Annotated in this window: 21 protein-coding genes and 1 pseudogene; 10 read left to right on the plus strand and 12 right to left on the minus strand. The window is 73.2% G+C overall.

The genetic code is table 11. The features are described 5' to 3' along the window. Positions 1–457: 457 nt before the first annotated feature. The 4 genes from TR50_RS13270 to TR50_RS13285 all read right to left on the minus strand — a co-directional run bounded on the left by TR50_RS13270 (position 458) and on the right by TR50_RS13285 (position 4,505). On the minus strand, positions 458–1,363 hold the full coding sequence (locus TR50_RS13270) for a DMT family transporter (RefSeq protein ID WP_042419897.1): 906 nt from the start codon (positions 1,361–1,363) through the stop codon (positions 458–460). A 187-nt stretch (positions 1,364–1,550) separates the two neighbouring features. After that, positions 1,551–2,378 (minus strand): oxidoreductase, encoded by an 828-nt coding sequence (locus tag TR50_RS13275; RefSeq protein ID WP_042419901.1) that lies wholly within the window; start codon positions 2,376–2,378, stop codon positions 1,551–1,553. A 387-nt stretch (positions 2,379–2,765) separates the two neighbouring features. Further along, positions 2,766–3,704, minus strand: a complete 939-nt coding sequence (locus TR50_RS13280) for a M56 family metallopeptidase (RefSeq protein WP_042420027.1) — start codon at positions 3,702–3,704, stop codon at positions 2,766–2,768. Positions 3,705–3,866: 162 nt separating this feature from the next. Further along, entirely contained in the window at positions 3,867–4,505 is a 639-nt protein-coding gene (locus tag TR50_RS13285; protein WP_042419904.1) for a DUF5134 domain-containing protein, read from the minus strand. Positions 4,506–4,885: 380 nt separating this feature from the next. On the opposite strand from TR50_RS13285, the gene TR50_RS13290 reads away from it, so the two are divergent. Then, entirely contained in the window at positions 4,886–6,088 is a 1,203-nt protein-coding gene (locus TR50_RS13290) for an MGDG synthase family glycosyltransferase (protein ID WP_052440959.1), read from the plus strand. Continuing rightward, on the plus strand, positions 6,085–6,810 hold the full coding sequence (locus TR50_RS13295) for a polysaccharide deacetylase family protein (RefSeq protein ID WP_042419907.1): 726 nt from the start codon (positions 6,085–6,087) through the stop codon (positions 6,808–6,810). The genes TR50_RS13290 and TR50_RS13295 overlap by 4 nt, the downstream gene beginning before the upstream one ends. Before the next feature lie 108 nt (positions 6,811–6,918). Here TR50_RS13295 and TR50_RS13300 read toward each other — a convergent pair whose 3' ends face one another. From TR50_RS13300 to TR50_RS13320, 5 genes are read right to left on the minus strand one after another with little or no spacing between them, the layout of a single operon-like run. Beyond that, positions 6,919–7,482 carry a 3'-5' exonuclease gene (locus TR50_RS13300; protein ID WP_042419911.1) on the minus strand — a complete coding sequence of 188 codons (564 nt, stop codon included), beginning with the start codon at positions 7,480–7,482 and terminating at the stop codon, positions 6,919–6,921. Positions 7,483–7,500: 18 nt separating this feature from the next. Beyond that, entirely contained in the window at positions 7,501–8,493 is a 993-nt protein-coding gene (locus TR50_RS13305; protein ID WP_152648384.1) for a hypothetical protein, read from the minus strand. 31 nt (positions 8,494–8,524) lie between these two features. Further along, positions 8,525–9,280, minus strand: coding sequence for an amino acid ABC transporter ATP-binding protein (locus TR50_RS13310; protein WP_042419918.1), 756 nt, complete (start codon positions 9,278–9,280; stop codon positions 8,525–8,527). After that, positions 9,277–10,176, minus strand: a complete 900-nt coding sequence (locus TR50_RS13315; RefSeq protein WP_042419921.1) for an amino acid ABC transporter permease — start codon at positions 10,174–10,176, stop codon at positions 9,277–9,279. The genes TR50_RS13310 and TR50_RS13315 overlap by 4 nt, the downstream gene beginning before the upstream one ends. A gap of 26 nt (positions 10,177–10,202) precedes the next feature. Further along, on the minus strand, positions 10,203–11,105 hold the full coding sequence (locus TR50_RS13320) for an ABC transporter substrate-binding protein (RefSeq protein ID WP_042419924.1): 903 nt from the start codon (positions 11,103–11,105) through the stop codon (positions 10,203–10,205). 229 nt (positions 11,106–11,334) lie between these two features. Between TR50_RS13320 and TR50_RS13325 the strand changes: the two genes are divergently transcribed. The 4 genes from TR50_RS13325 to TR50_RS13340 all read left to right on the plus strand — a co-directional run bounded on the left by TR50_RS13325 (position 11,335) and on the right by TR50_RS13340 (position 15,895). Further along, positions 11,335–12,744, plus strand: a complete 1,410-nt coding sequence (locus TR50_RS13325; RefSeq protein WP_042419937.1) for a DUF6421 family protein — start codon at positions 11,335–11,337, stop codon at positions 12,742–12,744. Then, a complete protein-coding gene (locus tag TR50_RS13330) occupies positions 12,741–13,472 on the plus strand; it encodes an SDR family NAD(P)-dependent oxidoreductase (protein ID WP_269084795.1) in 732 nt (243 codons plus the stop codon). Before TR50_RS13325 ends, TR50_RS13330 begins: the two co-directional genes overlap by 4 nt. Next, entirely contained in the window at positions 13,454–14,542 is a 1,089-nt protein-coding gene (locus tag TR50_RS13335; protein WP_042419941.1) for a threonine aldolase family protein, read from the plus strand. Before TR50_RS13330 ends, TR50_RS13335 begins: the two co-directional genes overlap by 19 nt. A gap of 273 nt (positions 14,543–14,815) precedes the next feature. Continuing rightward, entirely contained in the window at positions 14,816–15,895 is a 1,080-nt protein-coding gene (locus tag TR50_RS13340; protein ID WP_042419945.1) for an aminotransferase class V-fold PLP-dependent enzyme, read from the plus strand. Here TR50_RS13340 and TR50_RS13345 read toward each other — a convergent pair. Beyond that, positions 15,853–16,593, minus strand: a complete 741-nt coding sequence (locus TR50_RS13345) for an SDR family NAD(P)-dependent oxidoreductase (protein WP_042419948.1) — start codon at positions 16,591–16,593, stop codon at positions 15,853–15,855. The genes TR50_RS13340 and TR50_RS13345 overlap by 43 nt on opposite strands. 64 nt (positions 16,594–16,657) lie before the next feature. On the opposite strand from TR50_RS13345, the gene TR50_RS13350 reads away from it, so the two are divergent. The 3 genes from TR50_RS13350 (at position 16,658) to TR50_RS13360 (ending at position 18,249) form a co-directional block, all read left to right on the plus strand. After that, the gene (locus TR50_RS13350) at positions 16,658–16,879 is read left to right on the plus strand and encodes a toxin-antitoxin system HicB family antitoxin (protein WP_042383032.1); all 222 of its coding nucleotides are present in this window, start codon (positions 16,658–16,660) and stop codon (positions 16,877–16,879) included. Then, on the plus strand, positions 16,876–17,265 hold the full coding sequence (locus tag TR50_RS13355; protein WP_236652204.1) for a hypothetical protein: 390 nt from the start codon (positions 16,876–16,878) through the stop codon (positions 17,263–17,265). The genes TR50_RS13350 and TR50_RS13355 overlap by 4 nt, the downstream gene beginning before the upstream one ends. Before the next feature lie 63 nt (positions 17,266–17,328). Then, positions 17,329–18,249 (plus strand): NADP-dependent oxidoreductase, encoded by a 921-nt coding sequence (locus TR50_RS13360; protein WP_042419952.1) that lies wholly within the window; start codon positions 17,329–17,331, stop codon positions 18,247–18,249. 17 nt (positions 18,250–18,266) lie between these two features. On the opposite strand, the gene TR50_RS13365 is transcribed toward TR50_RS13360, so the two are convergent. Both TR50_RS13365 and TR50_RS13370 read right to left on the minus strand, forming a co-directional pair. Beyond that, positions 18,267–18,512, minus strand: a complete 246-nt coding sequence (locus tag TR50_RS13365) for a Smr/MutS family protein (protein WP_042419955.1) — start codon at positions 18,510–18,512, stop codon at positions 18,267–18,269. Positions 18,513–18,525: 13 nt separating this feature from the next. Next, a complete protein-coding gene (locus TR50_RS13370; protein WP_152648385.1) occupies positions 18,526–19,146 on the minus strand; it encodes a hypothetical protein in 621 nt (206 codons plus the stop codon). Positions 19,147–19,509: 363 nt separating this feature from the next. Between TR50_RS13370 and TR50_RS13375 the strand changes: the two are divergent. Next, positions 19,510–19,748, plus strand: a pseudogene (locus TR50_RS13375) (hypothetical protein); the annotation flags it as partial.

Consider the following 19,748-nt stretch of genomic DNA (forward strand, 5'->3'; position numbering starts at 1 on the left):
GGCGGGGCCCTGGCGGCCTGCCACTCCACGGACGCCGGCCGCGTCCGGGCGGGGCCGGGCTCGGCCGCGGGCTGGCGCGGCGGCGGCCAGGGTGGTCGGCCGCTCGGCGCGAACCCGCTTGGGCGTCCTTCCCCGGCCGCGTCCGTCGGCCCGGGGCCGGGCTGGGCCGCGGGCTGGCGCAGGGGCGGCCAGGCTGGTCGGCTGCTGGGCGCGAATCCGCTTGGGCGTCCTTCCCCGGACATGGGATCGTCCGGGCGGGCCGGGCTCGGCCGTGCGGCGGCCCGGAGGGCGGCCAGGGTGGTCGGCTGCTGGGCGCGAACCCGCCTGGGTGTCCGTCCATGGGTTTGGGGCCGTCCGCGCGGGGCCGCAGGCTGGCGCGGCGGCGGCCACGGTGGTTCGCCGTGCGCCGGGGCACCGGTGCGGGCGGCGGGGGGCCGTGCAAGCCCCGCGCGGCGCGTCAGCGGACGTTGGTCATCTGGTGCTCCTCGGCCGCCTGATGGCGCATCGCCTCCAGGCAGGCGTCCGGGAGGGCCGGGTGGCGGCCGATCACGACGACGCCGAGGACGATGCAGGCCAGGCCGAACGCCTCGCCGGCCAGCGCGGCGGGGGTGAGCACCAGGCGGTCGCCGAGGAAACCCACGCCGCAGGCGATGCCCGCCAGCGGCTGAGCCGCGGTCAGGGCGGGCAGGGACATCTTCAGCGGGGCGGACTCGAACGCGCTCTGGACCAGGACCAGCCCGACGACGCCGATGAGCAGCACGGCGTAGGGCTGCCAACTGCGCAGCAGGAACGCGACGCCGCCGTGGTCCAGACGCAGCCCCGCGGTGCGCGTCAGGGCGTCCTGGAGGCCGTACAGCAGCCCGGCGGCCAGGGCGAGCAGGGGCGCCGCGCGGACCCGGGGCAGCCGCTTGGCCAGGGACACCAGCAGCAGGGCCAGCCCCGCGACGATCCCGAAGACCAGCCAGTGTCTCAGCGTGCCCTTCTCCGTCCCGCCGCCGGTCGGCGCGCCGCTGAGGATGAACACCGTCACCCCCGCCGCGAGCAGCAGGACGCCGCCCCAGCCGGAAGCGCCGAGCGTCTGCCGGGTGATCCGTCGGGCGAGGGCCATCGCGAACAGCAGGTTCGTCGCGAGCAACGGCTCGACCAGGGAGATCCGCCCGGCGTTGAGCGCCAGCGCACTGAGCACCTGGCCGCAGACCATCAGGGCGATGCCGAGAAGCCATTCGCGGGACCTCATCAGCCCCAGGAGCAGCCGGAAGGACAGCAACTGGTCGCGTGGCGCGCGCTGGGCCGCGTGCTGCTGCAGGACGAACCCCAGCCCGAGCAGACAGGCCGCGCCTACGCCGAGAAGAAACACCGTCACGGGGAAGCCCCCACAGAGAGTCACGAGCCGTCAGCAGTGGCCCCTCGCTCGAAGCGTAGCGCGCGTTGCTGGGAATGGCCTCGGAGACGCCGAAGGCGAGTGAGGGCCGAGTGGGGAGGGTGCGGCGCGCGGGCGGGCCGCACCCACCCCACATGCCCCAGCCGTGACCAGGCGTCCCCGGCCGTGACTAGGCGTCGAACGCCGTCGCCCGCGCCGTCTTCTCCCAGACGGCGATCTCCGCCCGGACGGAGTCCAGGTGGGCGGTCACGGCGTCCACCGCGTCGTCGCCCAGGGGGAGCCGCAAGGGTGTCTCCGAGGCGTCCAGGGCCGCGAGGACGGCCGCGGCGGCCTTCGCCGGATCCCCCGGCTGGGTGCCCGAGCCGCTGTTGACCATGGCGCGAGTCGCACCGGCCGTGGCGCGGTAGTCGTCGATCTCCGCACTCATGCTCGCGTTGCCGAACAGTCCCGTGCGGAACGCGCCCGGCTCCACCACGAGCACCTTGACGCCCAGCGGCGCCACCTCGGCCGCCAGCGCCTCGGAGAAGCCCTCCAGGGCGAACTTGGTCGCGCTGTACGCGGAGAAGCCCGCGAACGACAGTTGGCCGCCCAGACTGCTCAGCTGGACGATCGCACCGGAGCGCCGGGCGCGCATGTGCGGCAGCACGGCGCGGACCAGCTCTGCCGGGCCGAAGAAGTGGAGCTCGAAGAGGTCGCGCAGCTCCTCGTCCGTGGTCTCCTCGGCCGCGCCCACGTGGGTGCGGCCGGCGTTGTTCACCAGCACGTCGATCCGGCCGTGACGGGCCGCCACCTGGTCCACGACATCGGCTGCTGCGCCACGCTCGGTGACGTCCAGGCGCAGCGCCTCGACGCGACCGGGGTGCGCCGCGACGAGGTCCGCCAGCGCCTCAGGACGCCGCGCCGTGGCCACGACCGTGTCACCCGCCGCGACCGCCGCCTCGGCGAAGGCCCGCCCGAACCCGCTGTTGGCCCCGGTGATCAGCCAGATCCTGTCCATCCCGACTCCTCACGCATCCCTCACCTCGCCGCCGACTCTGACGGCCCGTCGTCGATCGTGCCCGAACGAGGAGGCGAATGCCCGAGGAATCGAAGATCGGGGGCGGGGCCGCGTCCGGGAAGGGCCGGGAGGCCGGGGCGTCGCGCGCCGGATGGCGCGGGTGCGGGGCGCAGGCAGGCGTGGGACCTGCCTGGGGGCGGTCCCGTCCGCCGGCGTGGCCGAGGCGTCGGCGTGGCTGCCGGCGGCCGCAGGCCGACCGGGCGCGCGGCTTGCGGACGGTCGGCCCCTCCCGGAACCCGCGGGGCCGGGTGGCGCGAGCGCGAGCCGCTGGGCGCAGCCACGCTGCGGTCTGCCCCAGGCTGGAACTCAGGAGCCGGGGGCCGGGAGCTACAGGGCCGTCAGGCCCGGCGTGAGGGAGAGCAGGACGGGGGCCAGCGGCAGCGCCAGCGCGGCCAGGGTCAGGGCGAGCCGCTGCCACGCCTGGAGCCGGGGTGCGCTCGCCAGGAGGCGGTCGACGCGCGTGGGAATCTGCGCCAGCGGGTGCGTGCAGGTGCTCTCGGGGTTCAGCTCGACCAGGGCGATCGCCGTCGCCAGCCGGCCGTGCCGGCGCGCCGCGGAGTCGTCCGCGGCGAGCTCGACCAGCCGGCCGACCTCGTCGCGGAACTGGGCGAAGAGCCGCACCGCGGGGAAGCCCGCAGCCAGTGCCTCCGCCGCGCTGAGCAGCCAGTGGTGGCGGGCGCGGACGTGGCCGCGCTCGTGGGCGAGCAGCGCGGCGAGCTCGCGATCGCTGAGACGCCGCAGCGCGCCCGTCGTCACGACCATGCGGGGCACCGGGCCCGGCAGCGCCCAGGCGCGCGGCTCGGCGCTCTCCAGCACCACCAGCTGCTCGGACGGTCCGGCGCCGGCGCTCGGCCGCAGCTCGGGGTGGAGATCCGGCGCCTGCCTGGCCAGTTGACGGCGCTGACGGCGGCGGACCGCGCGGGCCCCGGCGAGCTCGTAGGCCAGGGCCAGCGCCGTGCGGACGGCGCCGAGTGCGAAGACGAACGCCGCCGCCGTCGCCCACGGGCGGGCCGATGGGAAGCCGTACGCCGCCTCGACCCCGGCCGGTGCGCCCGCGAAGACCAGCGACCTGACGTCGGGCCAGGCGGCCGCCACCGCGAGGACCAGCGCGCAGCCGCAGCACAGCAGCACGGCCACCACGATGCACTGCCACGCCCACAGGGCGACCACGGGCTCCTGGACCGTCCAGCGGGCGCGCGCCACTGCGCGCGGGCCCAGCAGGGCCAGCACCGCGCCGAGCGCGACGAGTGCGACGAGTGCGGGCAAGGCTCCCACCGCTGCGGCTCCTCAAGGCAGGACGGGACGCACGCATAGGTGCGTGCGCCCTCAACCTATGCCTTCGCCCCGGTCGGCGGAATCGCTTTGCCGCAGCAGTGACGCAGGACACGATTCGATCGTCGAAAGGCCCGCCGACCAGGCCACATCACGTCACATGAGGGCCAGCATGGTGGCCATGGACAGCCCCATGACGACCCGGCAGGCGTCCGGCAGCGCCGGCGCGCGCCACAGCGACCGCGCGGTGGCGGACGTCGGTCCGGGCCCTGGGGCGGACGCGGACGCAGACCCGGGGGCGGACGCGGCGGCGGGTGCGATCAGCCGCAGACCGGCCGCGACCGACACGGCGACGCACGCCAGCAGGAGCGTCCCCGTCACCAGCGGTATGCCGCGCACCGGCATCCCGGTCATGCCTGCCATCCCGGTCATGCCCGCCGTGTCGGCCGTTCCGGCCGTGCCGCGTGGCGCGGCGGCCGTCACGACCGTCATGTAGACCATCGCGCCGTGCCCGACCAGGTGGTAGGCGTGGTGCGCGCGGTGCCCGGTGGCGAGCGCGCCGAGCACGAGCGAGGCGAGCGCCGCCGACCCGTAGACGGCCACCCCCACACCCGTAGGGGTGGTCAGGCCGGCCGCCATCACCGCCATGCCCAGGCCCATCACGGCCTCGGTCGCGTCCGCCGCGCGATGCGCCGCCGGTGCGGCGCGCCGGAAGCAGAGCCGGACGGCGCAGTAGGCCCCGGCGCCTCCGCACAGCAGCACCAGCAGCCACGCGATCACCTCAGCACCGCCCATCCGCGCCCCCTGCCCTCCCCGTCAGGCTCCCGCCTGATGCTCCTGTTTGCGACAGTGACGACGTCGTCACTGTGACGCCGTGTCACCGGCGTGCGACAGGGCGCTCCGGGGGCGCAAAGGCGCAGAAGCGGACGTTCCGCGCCGCTCGCCTCCTTCCCAGGACCGACCCCGAGACGCGACATACTCCATTTGGAGTATGTGCGGCCTGCGCGTACCCGACGCGACTACGGATGCGGGGTCGGTAGTTCATCCTGCGGGCGCTCTCCCCGCGCGGTTGCGGTCAATAGCGTGGAACCGTCCACCTGTGTCGCCGCAGCGCCGCCACCATCGGGGCCGACGCCGCGTCGACACGCCGCCGAGAAGACCGGGACCGCCACACCATGGGCCGACTGATCCGACTCCCGCTGCAGCGTCGCACCGCACCCGGGCGCGGCACCCCGCGCGCCGTGATCGTCTCGGCGAGCGTCGGAGCGGGACACGACGCGGTGGCCAAGGAGCTGGAGGTCCGCCTCCTGGAGGCCGGGCTCAACGTCGACCGGCACGACTTCCTCGACCTGCTGCCCGGCGGCAGCGGCAAGCTCTTCGTGGGCACCTACCACACCATGCTCGAGCGGGCCCCGTGGACCTGGAAGCTGCTGTACGGCGGTCTCGACAACCCCCGGATGATGAGCGGGCAGGCCGCCCTGTTCACCTGGCTCGCCGGTCGGGCCATGCGGAGAGCCGTGAAGGACGACACCGCGATCGTCGTCTCCACCTACCCGCTCGCCAGCCAGGTCCTCGGCCGGCTGCGCAAGAGCGGCAAGGTGAGCCAGCGGGTGCACACCTACCTGACCGACTTCTCGGTGCACCGTCTGTGGGCCTCCCCGCACGTGGACTCGCACGTCGCCGTGCACACCGTCCCCGCCGAGCAGGCCGAGCAGATCGACTGCCAGGACGTGCAGGTCGTCACGCCGCTGGTCGACCGCCGGTTCCGCCCGGTCAGCAAGGCGTCCCGCGCCGCCGCGCGACAGCGCTGGGGCCTGCCGCACGACGCGAAGATCGCCCTGCTCGTCGGCGGATCCTGGGGCGCGGGTGAGCTGGAGCACACCGTCGCCGACGTCGAGGCGGCCGACCCGCGTTTCACCTGCGTCGTCGTCTGCGGCCGCAACGAGGCGCTGCGTCAGCGCCTGGAGGCCGCCGGCGTCACCGCGCTCGGCTGGGTGGACGACATGCCGAGCCTGATGCACGCCGCCGACGTGCTGGTCCAGAACGCGGGTGGCATCACCGTGCTGGAGGCCGTCGCCTCCGGCATCCCCGTGGTCACCTACCGCTCCATCCCCGGCCACGGCCTGACCAACGCGGCCGCGCTCGACAAGGCAGGCGTCGCTCCCTGGGCGCGCAGCCACGCCGAGCTGGCCCCGCTGCTGGACCGGGCCGTGCGGTCCGCGTCCGCGGTCCCCGCCCCCTGGGGCGTCGACCCGGTGACCTTGCTGCTGGAGGCCGCCGGCCTCGGCCACATGGTCGAGGCCGCGCCCGGAGTCGTGCTGCCGCTGGGGGCGGCGATGGAGGCGATGGACTCGATGGAGATGGAGAACGCGCGATGAACCGCGTCGTCAAGACGGCCGCCGGGATCGCCGGCGGCCTGGCCCTCGCCCACGCCGCCCCGGCGCTCACCTCCATCCAGCCGCTGGAGCCGCTGCGCAGCAAGCTCTTCCCGCACTACGGCGGCCAGGGTTTGGAGAACCACATCGCGCTGAGCTTCGACGACGGCCCCGACCCGATCTCCACCCCGCGGTTCCTGCGGCTGCTGGAGAAGCGCGACGTCAAGGCCACGTTCTTCCTGCTCGGCTTCATGCTGGAGCGCGACCCGGGCCTGGGCAAGGAGATCGTCGCGGCCGGCCACGAGATCGCCGTCCACGGCTACCTGCACCGTCCGATGGTGGTCCGCACGCCGCGCGCCACCCGCGACGACCTCACCCGCGCCCGGGACCTCGTCGCGGAGGCGACGGGCGTCGCCCCCCGCTGGTACCGCCCCCCGTACGGGATCGCCACCACGGCCGCGCTGACCAGCGCCCGCAGCCTCGGCATGACGCCGATCCTGTGGACCTCCTGGGGCGCGGACTGGCGCGCGGGCGCGACGGGCACGTCCGTGTTCCAGACGGTCACCCGCAATCTTCGCGGTGGCGGCACGATCCTCCTCCACGACTCGGACTGCACCTCCGCTCCCGCCTCCTGGACGGCGACGCTGGCCGCGCTGCCGCGCCTGCTGGACCACTGCGAGGAGCAGGGCTGGGACGTCGGCCCGGTCGGCGAGCACGGGCTCTGAGCCTCTTGCCTGGCGCGACAAGCCACTGACGCCAGGATGGTCCTCGACGCGCAGGGCCATCCTCATGCGAGTGGTTGCGCGCGCAGTTCCCCGCGCTCCGTCAGGCAGCTACGCGGCCTGAAGGCGCTCCAGTGTTCCGTCCGTCAGGATCAGCGCCGCGATGTTCCAGGCGTCGTCCGCGCCGCAGTGGTGGCGGCCTTCCAGGGGAAGGCCGGCGAGGCGGAGGGCCTGGGCCATGCCCGGGCGCTTGCGCAGCCCGTTGGCCTCGGTGAAGACCGCCTTCGCGTTGGTGTGGCGTGAGCCGAACGGATAGGCGACGCCGGTCGCCCGGCACTGGCGGGTGAACTGGTGGCGGTCGTAGTCGCCCCAGCTCGCCCACGGCCGCGCGCCGGCCGCGTGCTCCTTGGCCAGCCGGCGGCAGGCCTCCGCGAAGGGGATCCCGCCGTCGACCTCCTGCTGCGTCAGCCCGGTCAGCTCCGTGCAGAACGGGCTCACCCGCGAGCGCCCCGGTCGCACCAGCAGGCGGTGCTTGGACAGCCGTTCGCCGCGGGTGAGGTCGACGACGGTGAGGCCGATCTCGATGATCTCGTTGACCTGGCCAGGCGGCGGCTCGCCGTCCCAGCAGGTCGCCTCGACGTCGACGACGTTCAGCAGGTTCCGGCCCTCGTCCATGCGCGCGAGGCTATCCGCTCAGGCGGTGATGCGCCGATGGGTTTTCGCGCGCGGGAACAGTCTCCAGGTGAGGACGCTCGCGCCCTCCGCGAAGCCCAGTTCGTAGTCGGCGAAGCGCACGCCCGCCGCCGCGGCGACGCGGGAGAGGTCCGTGATGCCGAGGGTGCCGCGCGGCAGCGTGGCCAGCCGGCGGCCGGCGCCGTCGAGGACCAGGACCTCGTCGATGCTCTGGCGCGGGGTGGACTCGGAGACGCACACCAGCTCCGCGACCTCGTCGATCGGGATCCGGACGTCGGTCCCCGCGCCCTCCAGCCGGACGACGAGCGCCGCCTCGCCGTCCCACGAGACGCCCACCTGGGTCCCGTTCCGGCTCCTGCCCCAGCAGGTGTGCGGCGCGCCCCGCCGCTCGTGCGGCTCGCTGCGGCCGACCGGGAGCGGGCGGCCGCAGAAGCCCTGGTCGGGGTCGAAGCCCCAGGCCGGTCGGCGGCGAGGGGAGACCTTCCGGAACCGGTCCGGTTCCTGAAGCAGCATCAGGGCCTGTGCCGAGCGCACCGCACGGCGGAAGGGCCGGGTCCACGCGCGCCACACCAGCGGGTCGAGCAGCACCGGCACGGGGGAGAGGACCGCCAGCCAGATCGCCGCCCGCGTCCACGCCTGCTGGACGCCGGTCCAGTCCTTCTCGTACGCGTAGCCCAGCAGCATCACGGCGACGCCCGCGCCCGCGAGCATCGACACGGCGACGCGCGCGCAGACGCGACGCTGGCGGCTGCGCCAGTGCATCAGCTGCGGCAGGCCCTCCTCCGGGGCGCGCCAGACGCGCCAGCCGCCGGCGAGCACCCACAACGGGAGGAAGGACATCCCCACCACGACCCCGGCGGGCGTCTCCCGGCCGGCGCCCCACGCGAGGGCGGCCGCCCCGACCACGGCGAGCAGCACCGGCGGCAGCCGTCTCGGCAGCTTCGGGCAGCGCTGCTCCACGTAGGCGCGCCCGCGCGCCCACACGTTCCCCACCGTGGTCACTGTCCCCCCAACAGCAAGCAGATCAGAGCCGTCCGGCCTCGCTGAGCCGGCTCAGGAACCGCCGCGTGCGCTCGTGCTGCGGATCGCCGAAGACCTGCGCCGAGGTGCCCCGCTCCAGGATGACACCGTCCGCCAGGAAGCAGACCTGGTCGGCGACGTCGCGGGCGAACGCCATCTCGTGGGTGGCGAGCACCATGGTGCGGCCCTGCTCCTTGAGGTCGCGGACGACGGAGAGGACCTCGGTCACCAGCTCCGGGTCCAGCGCCGCGGTGATCTCGTCGAGCAGCAGCACGCGCGGCTCGGAGACGATGGCGCGGACCAGCGCCACGCGCTGCTGCTGGCCGCCGGAGAGCCGGTCGGGGTACTCCTTCGCCTTGGCGGCGAGCCCGAGCCGGTCCAGCAGCTCCAGCGCTCCCCGCTCGGCCTCGGCGCGCGGGACGCGGTGGACCCGGCGCGGGCCGAGGGTGATGTTGTCCAGCACGTTCAGGTGCGGGAAGAGGTTGTACGCCTGGAAGACGACGCCGATCCGGCGCCGGACGGCGTCCGCGTCGACGCGCGGGTCGGTGATGTCCTCGCCGTCGAGCCAGATGGCGCCGTCGTCGATCTCCTCCAGCAGGTTGGCGCAGCGCAGCAGCGTGGACTTGCCCGAACCGGAGGCGCCGATCAGCACGGTGACGGAGTGTTCGGGCACCTCCAGACTGACGTCGTCGAGGATGACCTGCTCGCCGAAGGCCTTGCGGACCGACTCGAAGCGCAGGACCGGATCGGTCGCGGTCATACGATGCCTCCCTGGGCGCGGCGTCGGTCCGTCCGCCTCGTCAGCCAGTCGGCGTAGCGGGTCATCGGGATGGTGAGGATCACGAAGCCGAGGCCGGCGACGACCAGCGGCGTGTAGTTGAAGCTGCTCGCGACCATGATGTGGGCGGCGGCGACGGCGTCGATCGCGCCGCCGACGTAGACCAGGCCGGTGTCCTTCTGCAGCGAGGCCATGTCGTTGACGAGCGCCGGGACGACCCGGCGGATCGCCTGCGGCAGGACGACGAAGCGCATGGTCTGGGTGTAGGTCAGGCCGAGGGAGCGGGCGGCGGCCCGCTGGCTCGGGTGGACCGACTCGATGCCGGCGCGGTAGACCTCCGCGACGTACGCCGAGTAGTTGATCACCAGCGCGGTCCCGCCCAGGACGATCGGGTCGTTGGTGACCCCCTGGAGCTGGAGCGCGGGCACGCCGAAGACGATCAGCAGCAGCAGGATGATCAGCGGAAAGCCGCGGAAGAAGTCCACATAGGCGGTGGCGAGCAGCCGCAGCGGCAGGAAGACCGGGCCGCGCAGGGTCCGGGCGGCCGCGATCAGCAGGCCGAGGACCAGGATGGTCGGCCCGCACACGGCGAGCAGCTCCAGGTTGAGCACGAAGCCGTGCAGCACCGGGGAGAGCGCCTCGCGGGCGTAGTGCGGGCTGAGGAAGGTCTTCTGGGTGACCGGCCAGCCGGGGGAGCCGGTGACGACGAGGAAGAGCACCGCCGCCACGGCGACCGTGCTCGCCGTCGCGATCAGCGCCGAGCGGCGGGTCCGCGACCGGCGGTAGGCCTCGCGGGCCAGCCGCCGCTCGGACGGGGCGTACGGCCCGCGCTCCATGACGGGGTCGGCGCTCTCGGAGTCCACGTCGGCTCCGCTCATCTCGGCTCCGCCTGTCTCAGACGTGCTCACTTCAGGACGGGCGCGGAGTCGGCAGCCGGCAGGTACTGCTTGGCCAGCTGGTCCAGCGTCCCGTCCGCGCGCAGCGCGTCGACGGCCTGGGAGACGCAGGAGGTCAGCGTGCTGCCCTTGCCGAGGACGAGGCCGAACTGCTCCGGCTTGCCGTCGGAGGTGGCCGCGCCGGAGGCGAACTGGCCGACGATCTTCGCGTCCGTGACCTGCGCGGAGGTGATGTAGAAGGCCGTGGGCAGGTCGACCACGATCGCGTCGACCTGGTGGTTCTTCAGCGCGGCGCTGGCCTCGTCGGTGGAGTCGAAGACGGCGGGCTGGGTGCTCGGCTGGACCAGCTTCTGCACGACCGTGAGGCCGGTGGTGCCGACCTGGGCGCCGATCTTCGCTCCCTTGAGCCCGGCGACGGTCGTGGCGCCGGCGTACTTGGAGTCCTTGAGCGTGATCACGGCCTGGCGCACGTCGTAGTAGCCGGAGGAGAAGTCGACGGCGTTGCGGCGCTCGTCGGTGATCGAGACCTCGTTGATGTCGAAGTCGAACTTCTTCTGGCCGGGCGCGACGACGCTGTTGAACGGCGCGACGGTCCAGGTCACCTTCGAGGTGTCGTAGCCGAGCTGCTTGGCGACGGCGTAGGCGACCGCCGACTCGAAGCCCTTGCCGTCGGACGGCTTGTTGTTGTCGAACCACGGGTCGTAGGCCGGGTCGTCGGTGCCGACGGTGAGCTTGCCGGAGGTCAGCGTGGGCAGCGCGCCCTTGGCGCAGGTGGCGGCCGAGCCGGAGGCGCCCGAGGGAGATCCGCTCGCGTTGCTGCTCGACTGGGGCGCGCAGCCTGCGGCGAGCACCAGGACGGCCGCGCCGGCGGCGGCGCTGAGCAGACGAGAGGTCTTGAGCAGGGCGTTCACGGTGACTCCCGGATGGACGACAGGTGGCGGCAGCCTACCGACCGGTTGTCACAGGAGAGTGAAGCGGCTGCTCCGGATCCGAGGCCGTCTCACATCCCGGACGAATATCGCTGACGGTGACCAACGGTGACTATCGCCACTCCAGCGGTTGCAGTCCCCTCTTGAACAACAGAACCTTCTGTATATACGGTGGCAACACCAAAGTTTCTTTCGTTCAGGCAGGGCCCTCATGGAAAATCTCTCGTCGACGCTCCCCACGGCAGACAAATCCACTGCGGATCTCGCCGGGCACCCGGCCTGGCTCCGCCTCAAGGCCGCGGTCGAAGCGCTCCGTCCGCTCCAGTCCAAGGACGGCTCGATCGACCTCAACTCCCGTGGCGCGTCCACGAAGGAGGAGGCCGACGCACAGCTCTCGGTGATCACCGAGGCCATCGGCGAGCTGGCTCCGCTCTTCCCGCATGACAAGGCGTACCTCGACGCCGTCGTGCTGGACCTGATGCGCTGGGCCGCCTCCGGCTACGCCACCCCTGACTTCCTCGACTCGCTGCTGGCCTTCCAGCCCGCCGAGCAGCGCGTCGACGGCCTGGCCCACCTGGTCGTCTTCCCGATGTACACGCAGAACGGCAACCCGGACCGCAACCTCGAGGCCGTGCTGCTGCACGTCGTCTGGCCGGAGTGGCTGGACGAGCTGGAGCGCACCCGCTACGACAACCCGATGTTCGTGCCGATCACGTTCGTGGACTTCACGGCCGGCTACGACACCAACTCCGCCGTGCTCTTCCCGGAGACCGTCTCGGTGCGCGAGGTGCCGGAACGTTTCACCTGGGGCGGCATCTTCTGCGACCGCGAGGCCGCGCGCTTCCGCGCCGTCTCCACCTCGGCGGTGCGGACCCTCGGCCTGACCATCCCCGACGACGCCGCCGCGCTCCTCGCCGACCAGCAGACCGCGCAGGAGACCTTCGTTCTGTGGGACCTGGTCCACGACCGCACCCACAGCCACGGCGACCTGCCGTTCGACCCCTTCATGATCAAGCAGCGCAGCCCCTTCTGGATGTACGGGCTCGAGGAGCTCCGCTGCGACCTGACGGCCTTCAAGGCCGCGGTCGAGCTGGAGGCCCAGGGCAACGAGCACGGCCGCAACGTCCAGTACGCGATCCTCTTCGACCGGATGTTCCGCTTCCCGGTCTCCGGCGGCCGCGTCCGCAACTACGACGGCCTCGGCGGCCAGCTGCTCTTCGCGTACCTGCACAAGCACGACGCGCTGCGCTGGACCGACAACAAGCTGCACATCGACTGGCAGCGCGCCCCGCAGGTCACCAACGACCTGTGCGCGGAGATCGAGAAGCTCTACCGCGACGGCATCGACCGCCCGAAGACCGCCCACTGGCTGGCCGCCTACGAGCTGGTCTCCACGTACCTGACCCCGCACCCCGCCTCCACCTGGGCCAAGGGCGCCGACGCGCTGCCCTTCAAGGACCACAGCGAGGCCAAGACGCTGAACAAGGCGCTGTGCGACGCCGTGCTTCCGGACGAGTTCCCCCTCAGCATGTTCTTCGAGGCGCTGTCCAAGAAGCTGTCCGGCGTCATCGCGTCCACCTCCGGCATGACCGGCACGAGCACCGTGGAGAACGCAGCGTGAGCACCGAGAACGTTGACCTGAAGGGCCGCGTCGTCGCGGTCGCCGGCGCGACCGGCATGGCCGGGCGGGCGGCCGCGCTGCGCCTGGCCCAGGCCGGCGCGACCGTCGCCTGCGGCGACATCGACGCCCGCAAGCTCGACGAGCTGATGGACTCGGTGCGCCGCGCCGTCCCCGGCGCGATCGTCGTCGGCCAGGTCGTCGACCTGCTCGACCCGCAGGCCGCCCGTGACTGGGCCGACCACATCGAGGCCGAGTTCGGCCGCGTCGACGGCCTGGTGCACCTGGTCGGCGGCTGGCGCGGCAGCAAGACCTTCGCCGACACCGACCTGGCCGACTGGGACTTCCTGCACGACATGCTCGTGCGGACCCTCCAGCACACCAGCCTCGGCTTCCTGGAGGCCCTCCAGCGCAGCGACGACGCCCGCTTCGCGATCATCTCGGCGGCCGGCGCGCACAAGCCGACCGGCGGCAACGCCGCGTACGCGACGGCCAAGGCCGCCGCCGAGACGTGGACGCTGGCCATGGCCGACTCGCTGAAGGACACCTCGGCCGCGGCTGCCATCCTGGTGGTGAAGGCGCTGGTCTCCCCGGAGATGCGCGCCGAGAAGCCGAACGCCAAGTTCGCCGGGTTCACCGAGACGGCCGACCTCGCCGAGCAGGTCGTCTCCCTGTGGGCCCGCCCCGCCGACGAAGTGAATGGAACGCACCTGTGGCTGACGCCCCAGTGACCGATGTACTGACCGAGGCCAAGCGCCGCCACGACCCCTCCGTCCGTGGCTTCGCCAGCGACAACTACGCCGGCATCCACCCGGAGGTCCTGGCGGCCCTGGCCGTGGCCAACGACGGCCACCAGATCTCCTACGGCGAGGACGCCTACACCGAGCACCTCCAGGACGTCTTCAAGGCGCACTTCGGTGAGCGGGCCCAGGCGTACCCCGTCTTCAACGGCACCGGCGCCAACGTCACCGCGCTCCAGGCGCTGCTGCCGCGCTGGGGCGCGGTCGTCGCCGCGGCGACCGCCCACATCAACGTCGACGAGGGCGGCGCGCCGGAGAAGATGGGCGGCATCAAGCTGCTCACCGTCCCCACCCCGGACGGCAAGCTCACCCCCGAGCTGATCGACCAGCAGGCCTGGGGCTTCGGCGACGAGCACCGCGCGCAGCCGCTCGCGGTCTCCATCACCCAGTCCACCGAGCTCGGCACCTGCTACACCCCGGACGAGATCCGCGCGATCTGCGACCACGCCCACCAGCTGGGCATGCTCGTCCACGTCGACGGCTCCCGCCTGGCGAACGCCGCGGCGACGCTCGGCCTGCCGTTCCGCGCGTTCACCACGGACGCGGGCGTGGACGTGCTGAGCTTCGGCGGCACGAAGAACGGCCTGATGCTGGGCGAGTGCGTGGTCGTGCTCAACCCGGACGCGGTCAGGAACATCACGTTCCTGCGCAAGACCTCGATGCAGCTCGCGTCGAAGATGCGGTTCATCTCGGTCCAGTTCGAGGCGCTGCTCTCCGGCGACCTGTGGCTGCGGAACGCGTCGCACGCGAACGCGATGGCCAAGCGCCTGGAGACGGCGGTCGCGGCGATCGACGGCGTCGAGGTCGTCCGCCCGGTCCAGGCCAACGCGGTCTTCGCGCTCCTGCCGCGCGAGGTGAGCGAGCGGCTGCAGAAGCGGTTCCGCTTCTACTTCTGGGACGAGCAGACCGGCGAGGTCCGCTGGATGTGCTCGTTCGACACCACGGAGACGGACATCGACGCGTTCGCGTCGGCCATCGCCGAGGAGATGGGCCGGGCGTAAGAGCTCGCTGCACTGCCTCCCGCAGCCAGGTGCACTTTGCCAGGGGCGCGGGGAACTGCGCGACAAGCCACCGTGGGTGGTGAGTCGCTCAGCGAGCAGGGCCATCCGCACAGGGTGGTTGCTCGCGCAGTTCCTCGCGCCCCTTTGGCGTGCTGCAACTTCCTGCGGGAGCACGCCTGGCCGGGGCTCGCGCCCCTTCGGCGCGGCGTGCTTGGGGCCACGGGAAGTGGATTGGCTGTGGTGCGCGCGTGGCCCCGCGGGGACGATGGCGGCATGGACCTTGATCTCGTCGCACGGGAGTTCGCACCCGGGACCGTGTATCTCAACACCGCCGGCATGGGCCTGCCGCCCGCGCGGACCGTTGCCGCGCTGACGGAGGCGCTCGCCGCGCAGGCCGCCGGGCGGGGGGACGTCGTCGGGTACGACGGGCCCGTCAACGCCGCGCGGCGCGCCTTCGCGCGGCTCGCCGGGGTCGCGGAGCGGCACGTCGCGATCGGGGCGACGACCGCGGAGCACGTCGCGGTGGTGGCCGCCGCGCTGCCGGAGGGCGCGGAAGTGCTGGTCGCCGCAGGCGAGTTCACGTCCGTGACCGCGCCGTTCCAGCACCGGCCGGGGCTGCGGGTGCGGGTCGCCCCGCTGGAGCGTCTCGCCGAGGCCGTCACGGACACGACCGCGCTCGTCGCGGTGAGCGTCGTGCAGTCCGCCGACGGGCGGCTCGTCGACCTCGGCGCGGTGCGTGAGGCGACCCGCAGGGTCGGCGCGCGGCTGCTGCTCGACGCGACGCAGGCCGCGGGGTGGCTGCCGCTCGCGCCGCACGCGGCCGACGCGGACTACGTCGTGTGCGGGGCGTACAAGTGGCTGCTCGCGCCGCGCGGCGTCGCCTTCCTCGTCGTCGCCGAGGACGCGATGCCGGGCCTGCGGCCGATCGCGCCGGGCTGGTACGCGGGCGAGGACCCGTGGGCCGCCTGCTACGACGAGGTCGTGCTCGCCCGGTCCGCGCGGCGGTTCGACCACGGTCCGGCGTGGCTGCCGTTCATCGGCGCCGAGCGGTCGCTCGCACTGATCGAGGAGCTGACCCCGGCGCTGATCGGCGCGCACGACCGCGCGCTGGCCGCCCGCTGCCGCGACGGACTGCGCGCGCTCGGACACCGGCCGGTCGAGGCCGACTCCGCGATCGTCTCGGTCTCGGGGCTCGGGGACGTCGCCAAGCAGCTGGCCGAGGACGGCATCAAGGTCAGCGCGCGGGCCGGGGGCCTGCGGATCGCCTTCCACCTGTACAACACCGAGGCGGAGGTGGACCGGCTGCTCGGCTACATGCCGCCGGCCACCCGCAGCACCGCGCCGGAGGCGTAGCCCGCGTCGGGGGAGAAGAACCAGGCGACGGCGCCGGCGATCTCCTCCGGCTGCGCGGAGCGGCCGAGCGGGATGTTCGGGGCCCGCTTGGCCGGGCGCTCCGGGTCGGGGTGGAAGTCCGTCCACACCGTGCCCGGCGCCACGCAGTTGACGCGGATGCCGAGCGGGCCGAGCTCCTTGGCCAGGCCCACCGTCATCGCGTCCACGGCCGCCTTCGCGGCGGCGTAGTGGACGTACTCGCCGGGGCTGCCGAGTGTGGCCGCGCCGGAGGAGATGTTGACGATGGCGCCCCCGGTGCCGGACGCGGTCATGGCGCGCACGGCTTCGCGGGCGCACAGCAGGTAGCCGGTCACGTTCACGTCCACGCTGCGGCGGACGCCCTCCGGATCGGCCTCGGCCAGCGGCCCGTAGGGACCGGGCACGCCCGCGTTGTTGACCAGGCCGGTCACCGGGCCCAGGCCCGCCTCCTCGGCGGCGGCGAACAGCCGTTCCACGTCGGCCTGGTGGGTGGTGTCCACCCGTACCGTGACGCAGCGGCGGCCCTCGGCGCGGACCCGTGCGGCGACGCCCTCGGCGGAGTCCTGGTCCGCGTGGTAGCCGAGGACCAGGTCGTGGCCCTCACGCGCCAGGCGCAGCGCGATGGCGGCCCCGATGCCCCGGCCTGCTCCGGTGATGACGGTTACCGCTGCGTCGGTCAAGTCTTCCCCCAGAGTTCCGCATGAGCCTGCTGCCGTACAGCACGGCTGCTGTACGGTACCCATCATGTCGAAGCACATCACCATCCGGGTGGACGAGGAGTTCCACGCCCGGCTGGCGGCGCGGGCGGCGGCCGAGGGCACGACGATCACAGCCCTGGTCACCGAGGCCGCGCGACGCGAGCTCGACCCGGACCGGCAGCGCTTCCTGGAGGCGGCGGCCGAGTTCAACAACCCGGAGAACTGGGCGTACTTCCAGGAGCGGTTCGGCGGGAAGAAGTCCGCGTGAAGGTGGACGGGGTGAAGGCCGACGAGGCGTGGGCCTGGAACGTGCTGGCGCACCACCTGCCGTCCGACCCGACGGTGTGGGATCCGTCCGCGATCAGCGCGGCGATCGCCCGGCACGCCAGCGACGTGATCCTGATCGCCGACGAGCCTCCGCGCGACGTCCACTGGCGCGCGGCCGCGCTGTTGCACACGCTCTCGGTGTGCCCGCCGCTCGACTCGCCGATGAACGAGTTCTACGCCGCGACCCTCACCCGCTCCTACCTGGCGATGGCCGGCGTCAAGCCGCTGCCGAACAGCTTCGCGCTGGCGGACCTCGTCGAGCACGCCAAGGAGGGTCGCAACGACGTCTTCGCGACCGCCGAGGCCCTGCGCAAGCTGACCGACTGACGGCCGGTCCCGGCTGTCCCGGGACTCGGGGTGTCACACATCGACTGGGGGCGGAGCACGGTGATGCGCGCGGTGCGGCAGCGGACGTTCGGCGGACCGGAGGTCCTCGGGGTCGAGGAGGTCGAGCGACCCCGCCCGCTCCCGGGCGAAGTGCTGGTGCGGGTGCACGCCTGCGGGGTGAACCCGGTGGACGCGGCGGTGCGGTCGGGGGAGTACGCGCTGCTGGGTGAGCCGCCCTTCGGCCTCGGCTGGGACCTGTCCGGCGTGGTCGCGCAGGCCGGGCCCGGCGCCCGCTACGCCGTCGGCGAGGAGGTGTACGGGATGCCCTTCTTCCCGCGCGCCGCGGGGGCCTACGCCGAGTACGTCGCCGCGCCCTCCCGGCAGTTGGCCCGCAAGCCCGCCTCGCTGGACCACGTGGAGGCGGCCGCGCTGCCGCTGGCCGCGCTGACGGCGTGGCAGGGCCTGATCGACCGGGCCCGTCTCTCGGCCGGAGACCGGGTGCTGATCCACCGCGCGTCGGGCGGTGTGGGCCACCTGGCGGTGCAGCTCGCCAAGGCGCACGGCGCCCACGTCACCGCGCTGGCGAGCGCGGCGCGCCACGACTTCCTGCGGGGCCTCGGGGCGGACGAGCTGATCGACTACCGGAGCGTCGACTTCACGGAGGTCGCGCGCGACCTGGACGTGGTCTTCGACTCGACGGCCCAGGGCGAGCGCTCGATGGACGTGCTGCGTCCCGGCGGCGTGCTGGTCAGCATCCTCGAGGGCGGGGAGAAGCTCGCCGCCGCGGCCGGGGAGCGCGGCGTGCGGCTGGTCGTGGTCTCCGTGGAGCCCGACTACGCGTCCCTGGAGCGGATCGCGGAGCTGGCGGACGCCGGACTGGTCCGCCCGCACGTCGAGGCGGTCTTCCCGCTCGCGAACGCGGGCTCCGCGCACGCGCTGCTGGAGGCCGGCCGGGTCCAGGGCAAGCTCGTCCTCACGGTGTGACGCCACACGCCCCGGGGCTACCGGAAGTGCACGAGGATCCGGCCCGGGTTCCTCGGGTCCTCCTCGTGGCGGGCGTACAGCCTGCGGATGTGCTTCTGGTCGAGGAAGGCGAGCACCCGCCGTTTCAGCTGCCCCGAGCCCTTGCCCGGGATGATCTCGGCGACAGGGTCGCCCGACTGCGCGCAGGCGAAGAGGAACTGGCGCATCGCCAGCTCGATGTCGCGGTTGTTGCGGAAGATCGGGTGCAGGTCGAGACTGCGCATCGGGTTCGGGGCCTTAATCGCGGGGGTCGGGGCGGTCCAGGTTCCAGTGTCGGACGGTCTGGCACAGCCAGCCCTCGTCCGAGCGCTTCGGTATCAGCGACAGCCGGGTGACCGTCCGCTGACCGCCCTCGTGGTCGCCGTAGAGGAGGTCGACGTTGATCCGCTCCCGGTTCTTCACCAGGTCCGCGAGGGCGGAGAAGGCCGGATCGGCCGGGTCGCGCAGCGCGGCGTGCCAGGTGCCGTGGTCGGACGGCGCGATGTACATGTCCAGGCCCTGGCGGCGGAAGCCGGCCGCGTCGACGGGGGCGTCGCCCTCGCGCAGCGACCAGCCGTGGACGATGCCGAGGCCGGGGCCGAGGTTGCGCAGGGCCGCCCCGAGGTAGATCGCCTCATCGCCGAGGTGGGCGTAGCCCGCCGCGCCGGCGAGGTGGGCGGTGTGACCGTCGGTCCAGATGAGCTTCTGCTGGGGATCGCTGGGCCGGGCCCCGACGAGGACGGGGCGCAGCGAGACCTGGAGCGCGCGTTCGGCCGAGCGCGCCGCGCGTTCGGCCGAGCGGATGGAGGCGAAACTGGCCGCCGCCAGCACCAGCGTCCCACCCGCCGTCAGAATCGCCGACGCCGTACCCCAGTCCACGCCCACCTGTGCGTTCCCCCCGATCCGCTCCGGTTTCCAGCCGTCCGACGGATGGAAACCGCCGGGCGGCGGGTGATCTCATCGGACGTGCCGCAGCGTAGCCGCCCCGCGTCGAACGCACACGTTCGTGTGAGTTTCCCCGGGAGTTCCTGTGGGGGGCCTCCTCAGGAAACGTACTGGCGACTTAATCTCCCGCGGGTCCTCGGACGTGTGGCCGCCTCCGAGCAAGGGACGCTCTGAGGGTTGTTTACATCCGGATCGATCGGGGCGAACCGATTGTTGCCGGACAAGCGTCCCAATGAGCGCACAGCTGAACGAACAGCTGAGGATCCGAGAAACGAACAGCCCGAAAGGCAGGACCGAATGGGAGCGTTGTCGCGCAGGAACGTGCTCGCCGGGGGAGCGATCGCCACGGCGGCGGCGCTGGGCGTGTCCGCGTGCGGGCGCTCCGACGGGGGCACGAGGACAGCGGGGGGAGACGGCAAGCCCGTCACCGGAGGGTCCGGCACGCCGAGCGCGACGCCGGTCAACCTGATCGGGGACGGCTCGATGGCCGACACCGGCCCCCAGCCGAACCAGCCGGTGCCCCGGCGTCTGGAGCC

Origin of the sequence: Streptacidiphilus anmyonensis (genome assembly GCF_000787855.1) — a bacterium.
Classification (GTDB): Bacteria; Actinomycetota; Actinomycetes; order Streptomycetales; family Streptomycetaceae; genus Streptacidiphilus; species Streptacidiphilus anmyonensis.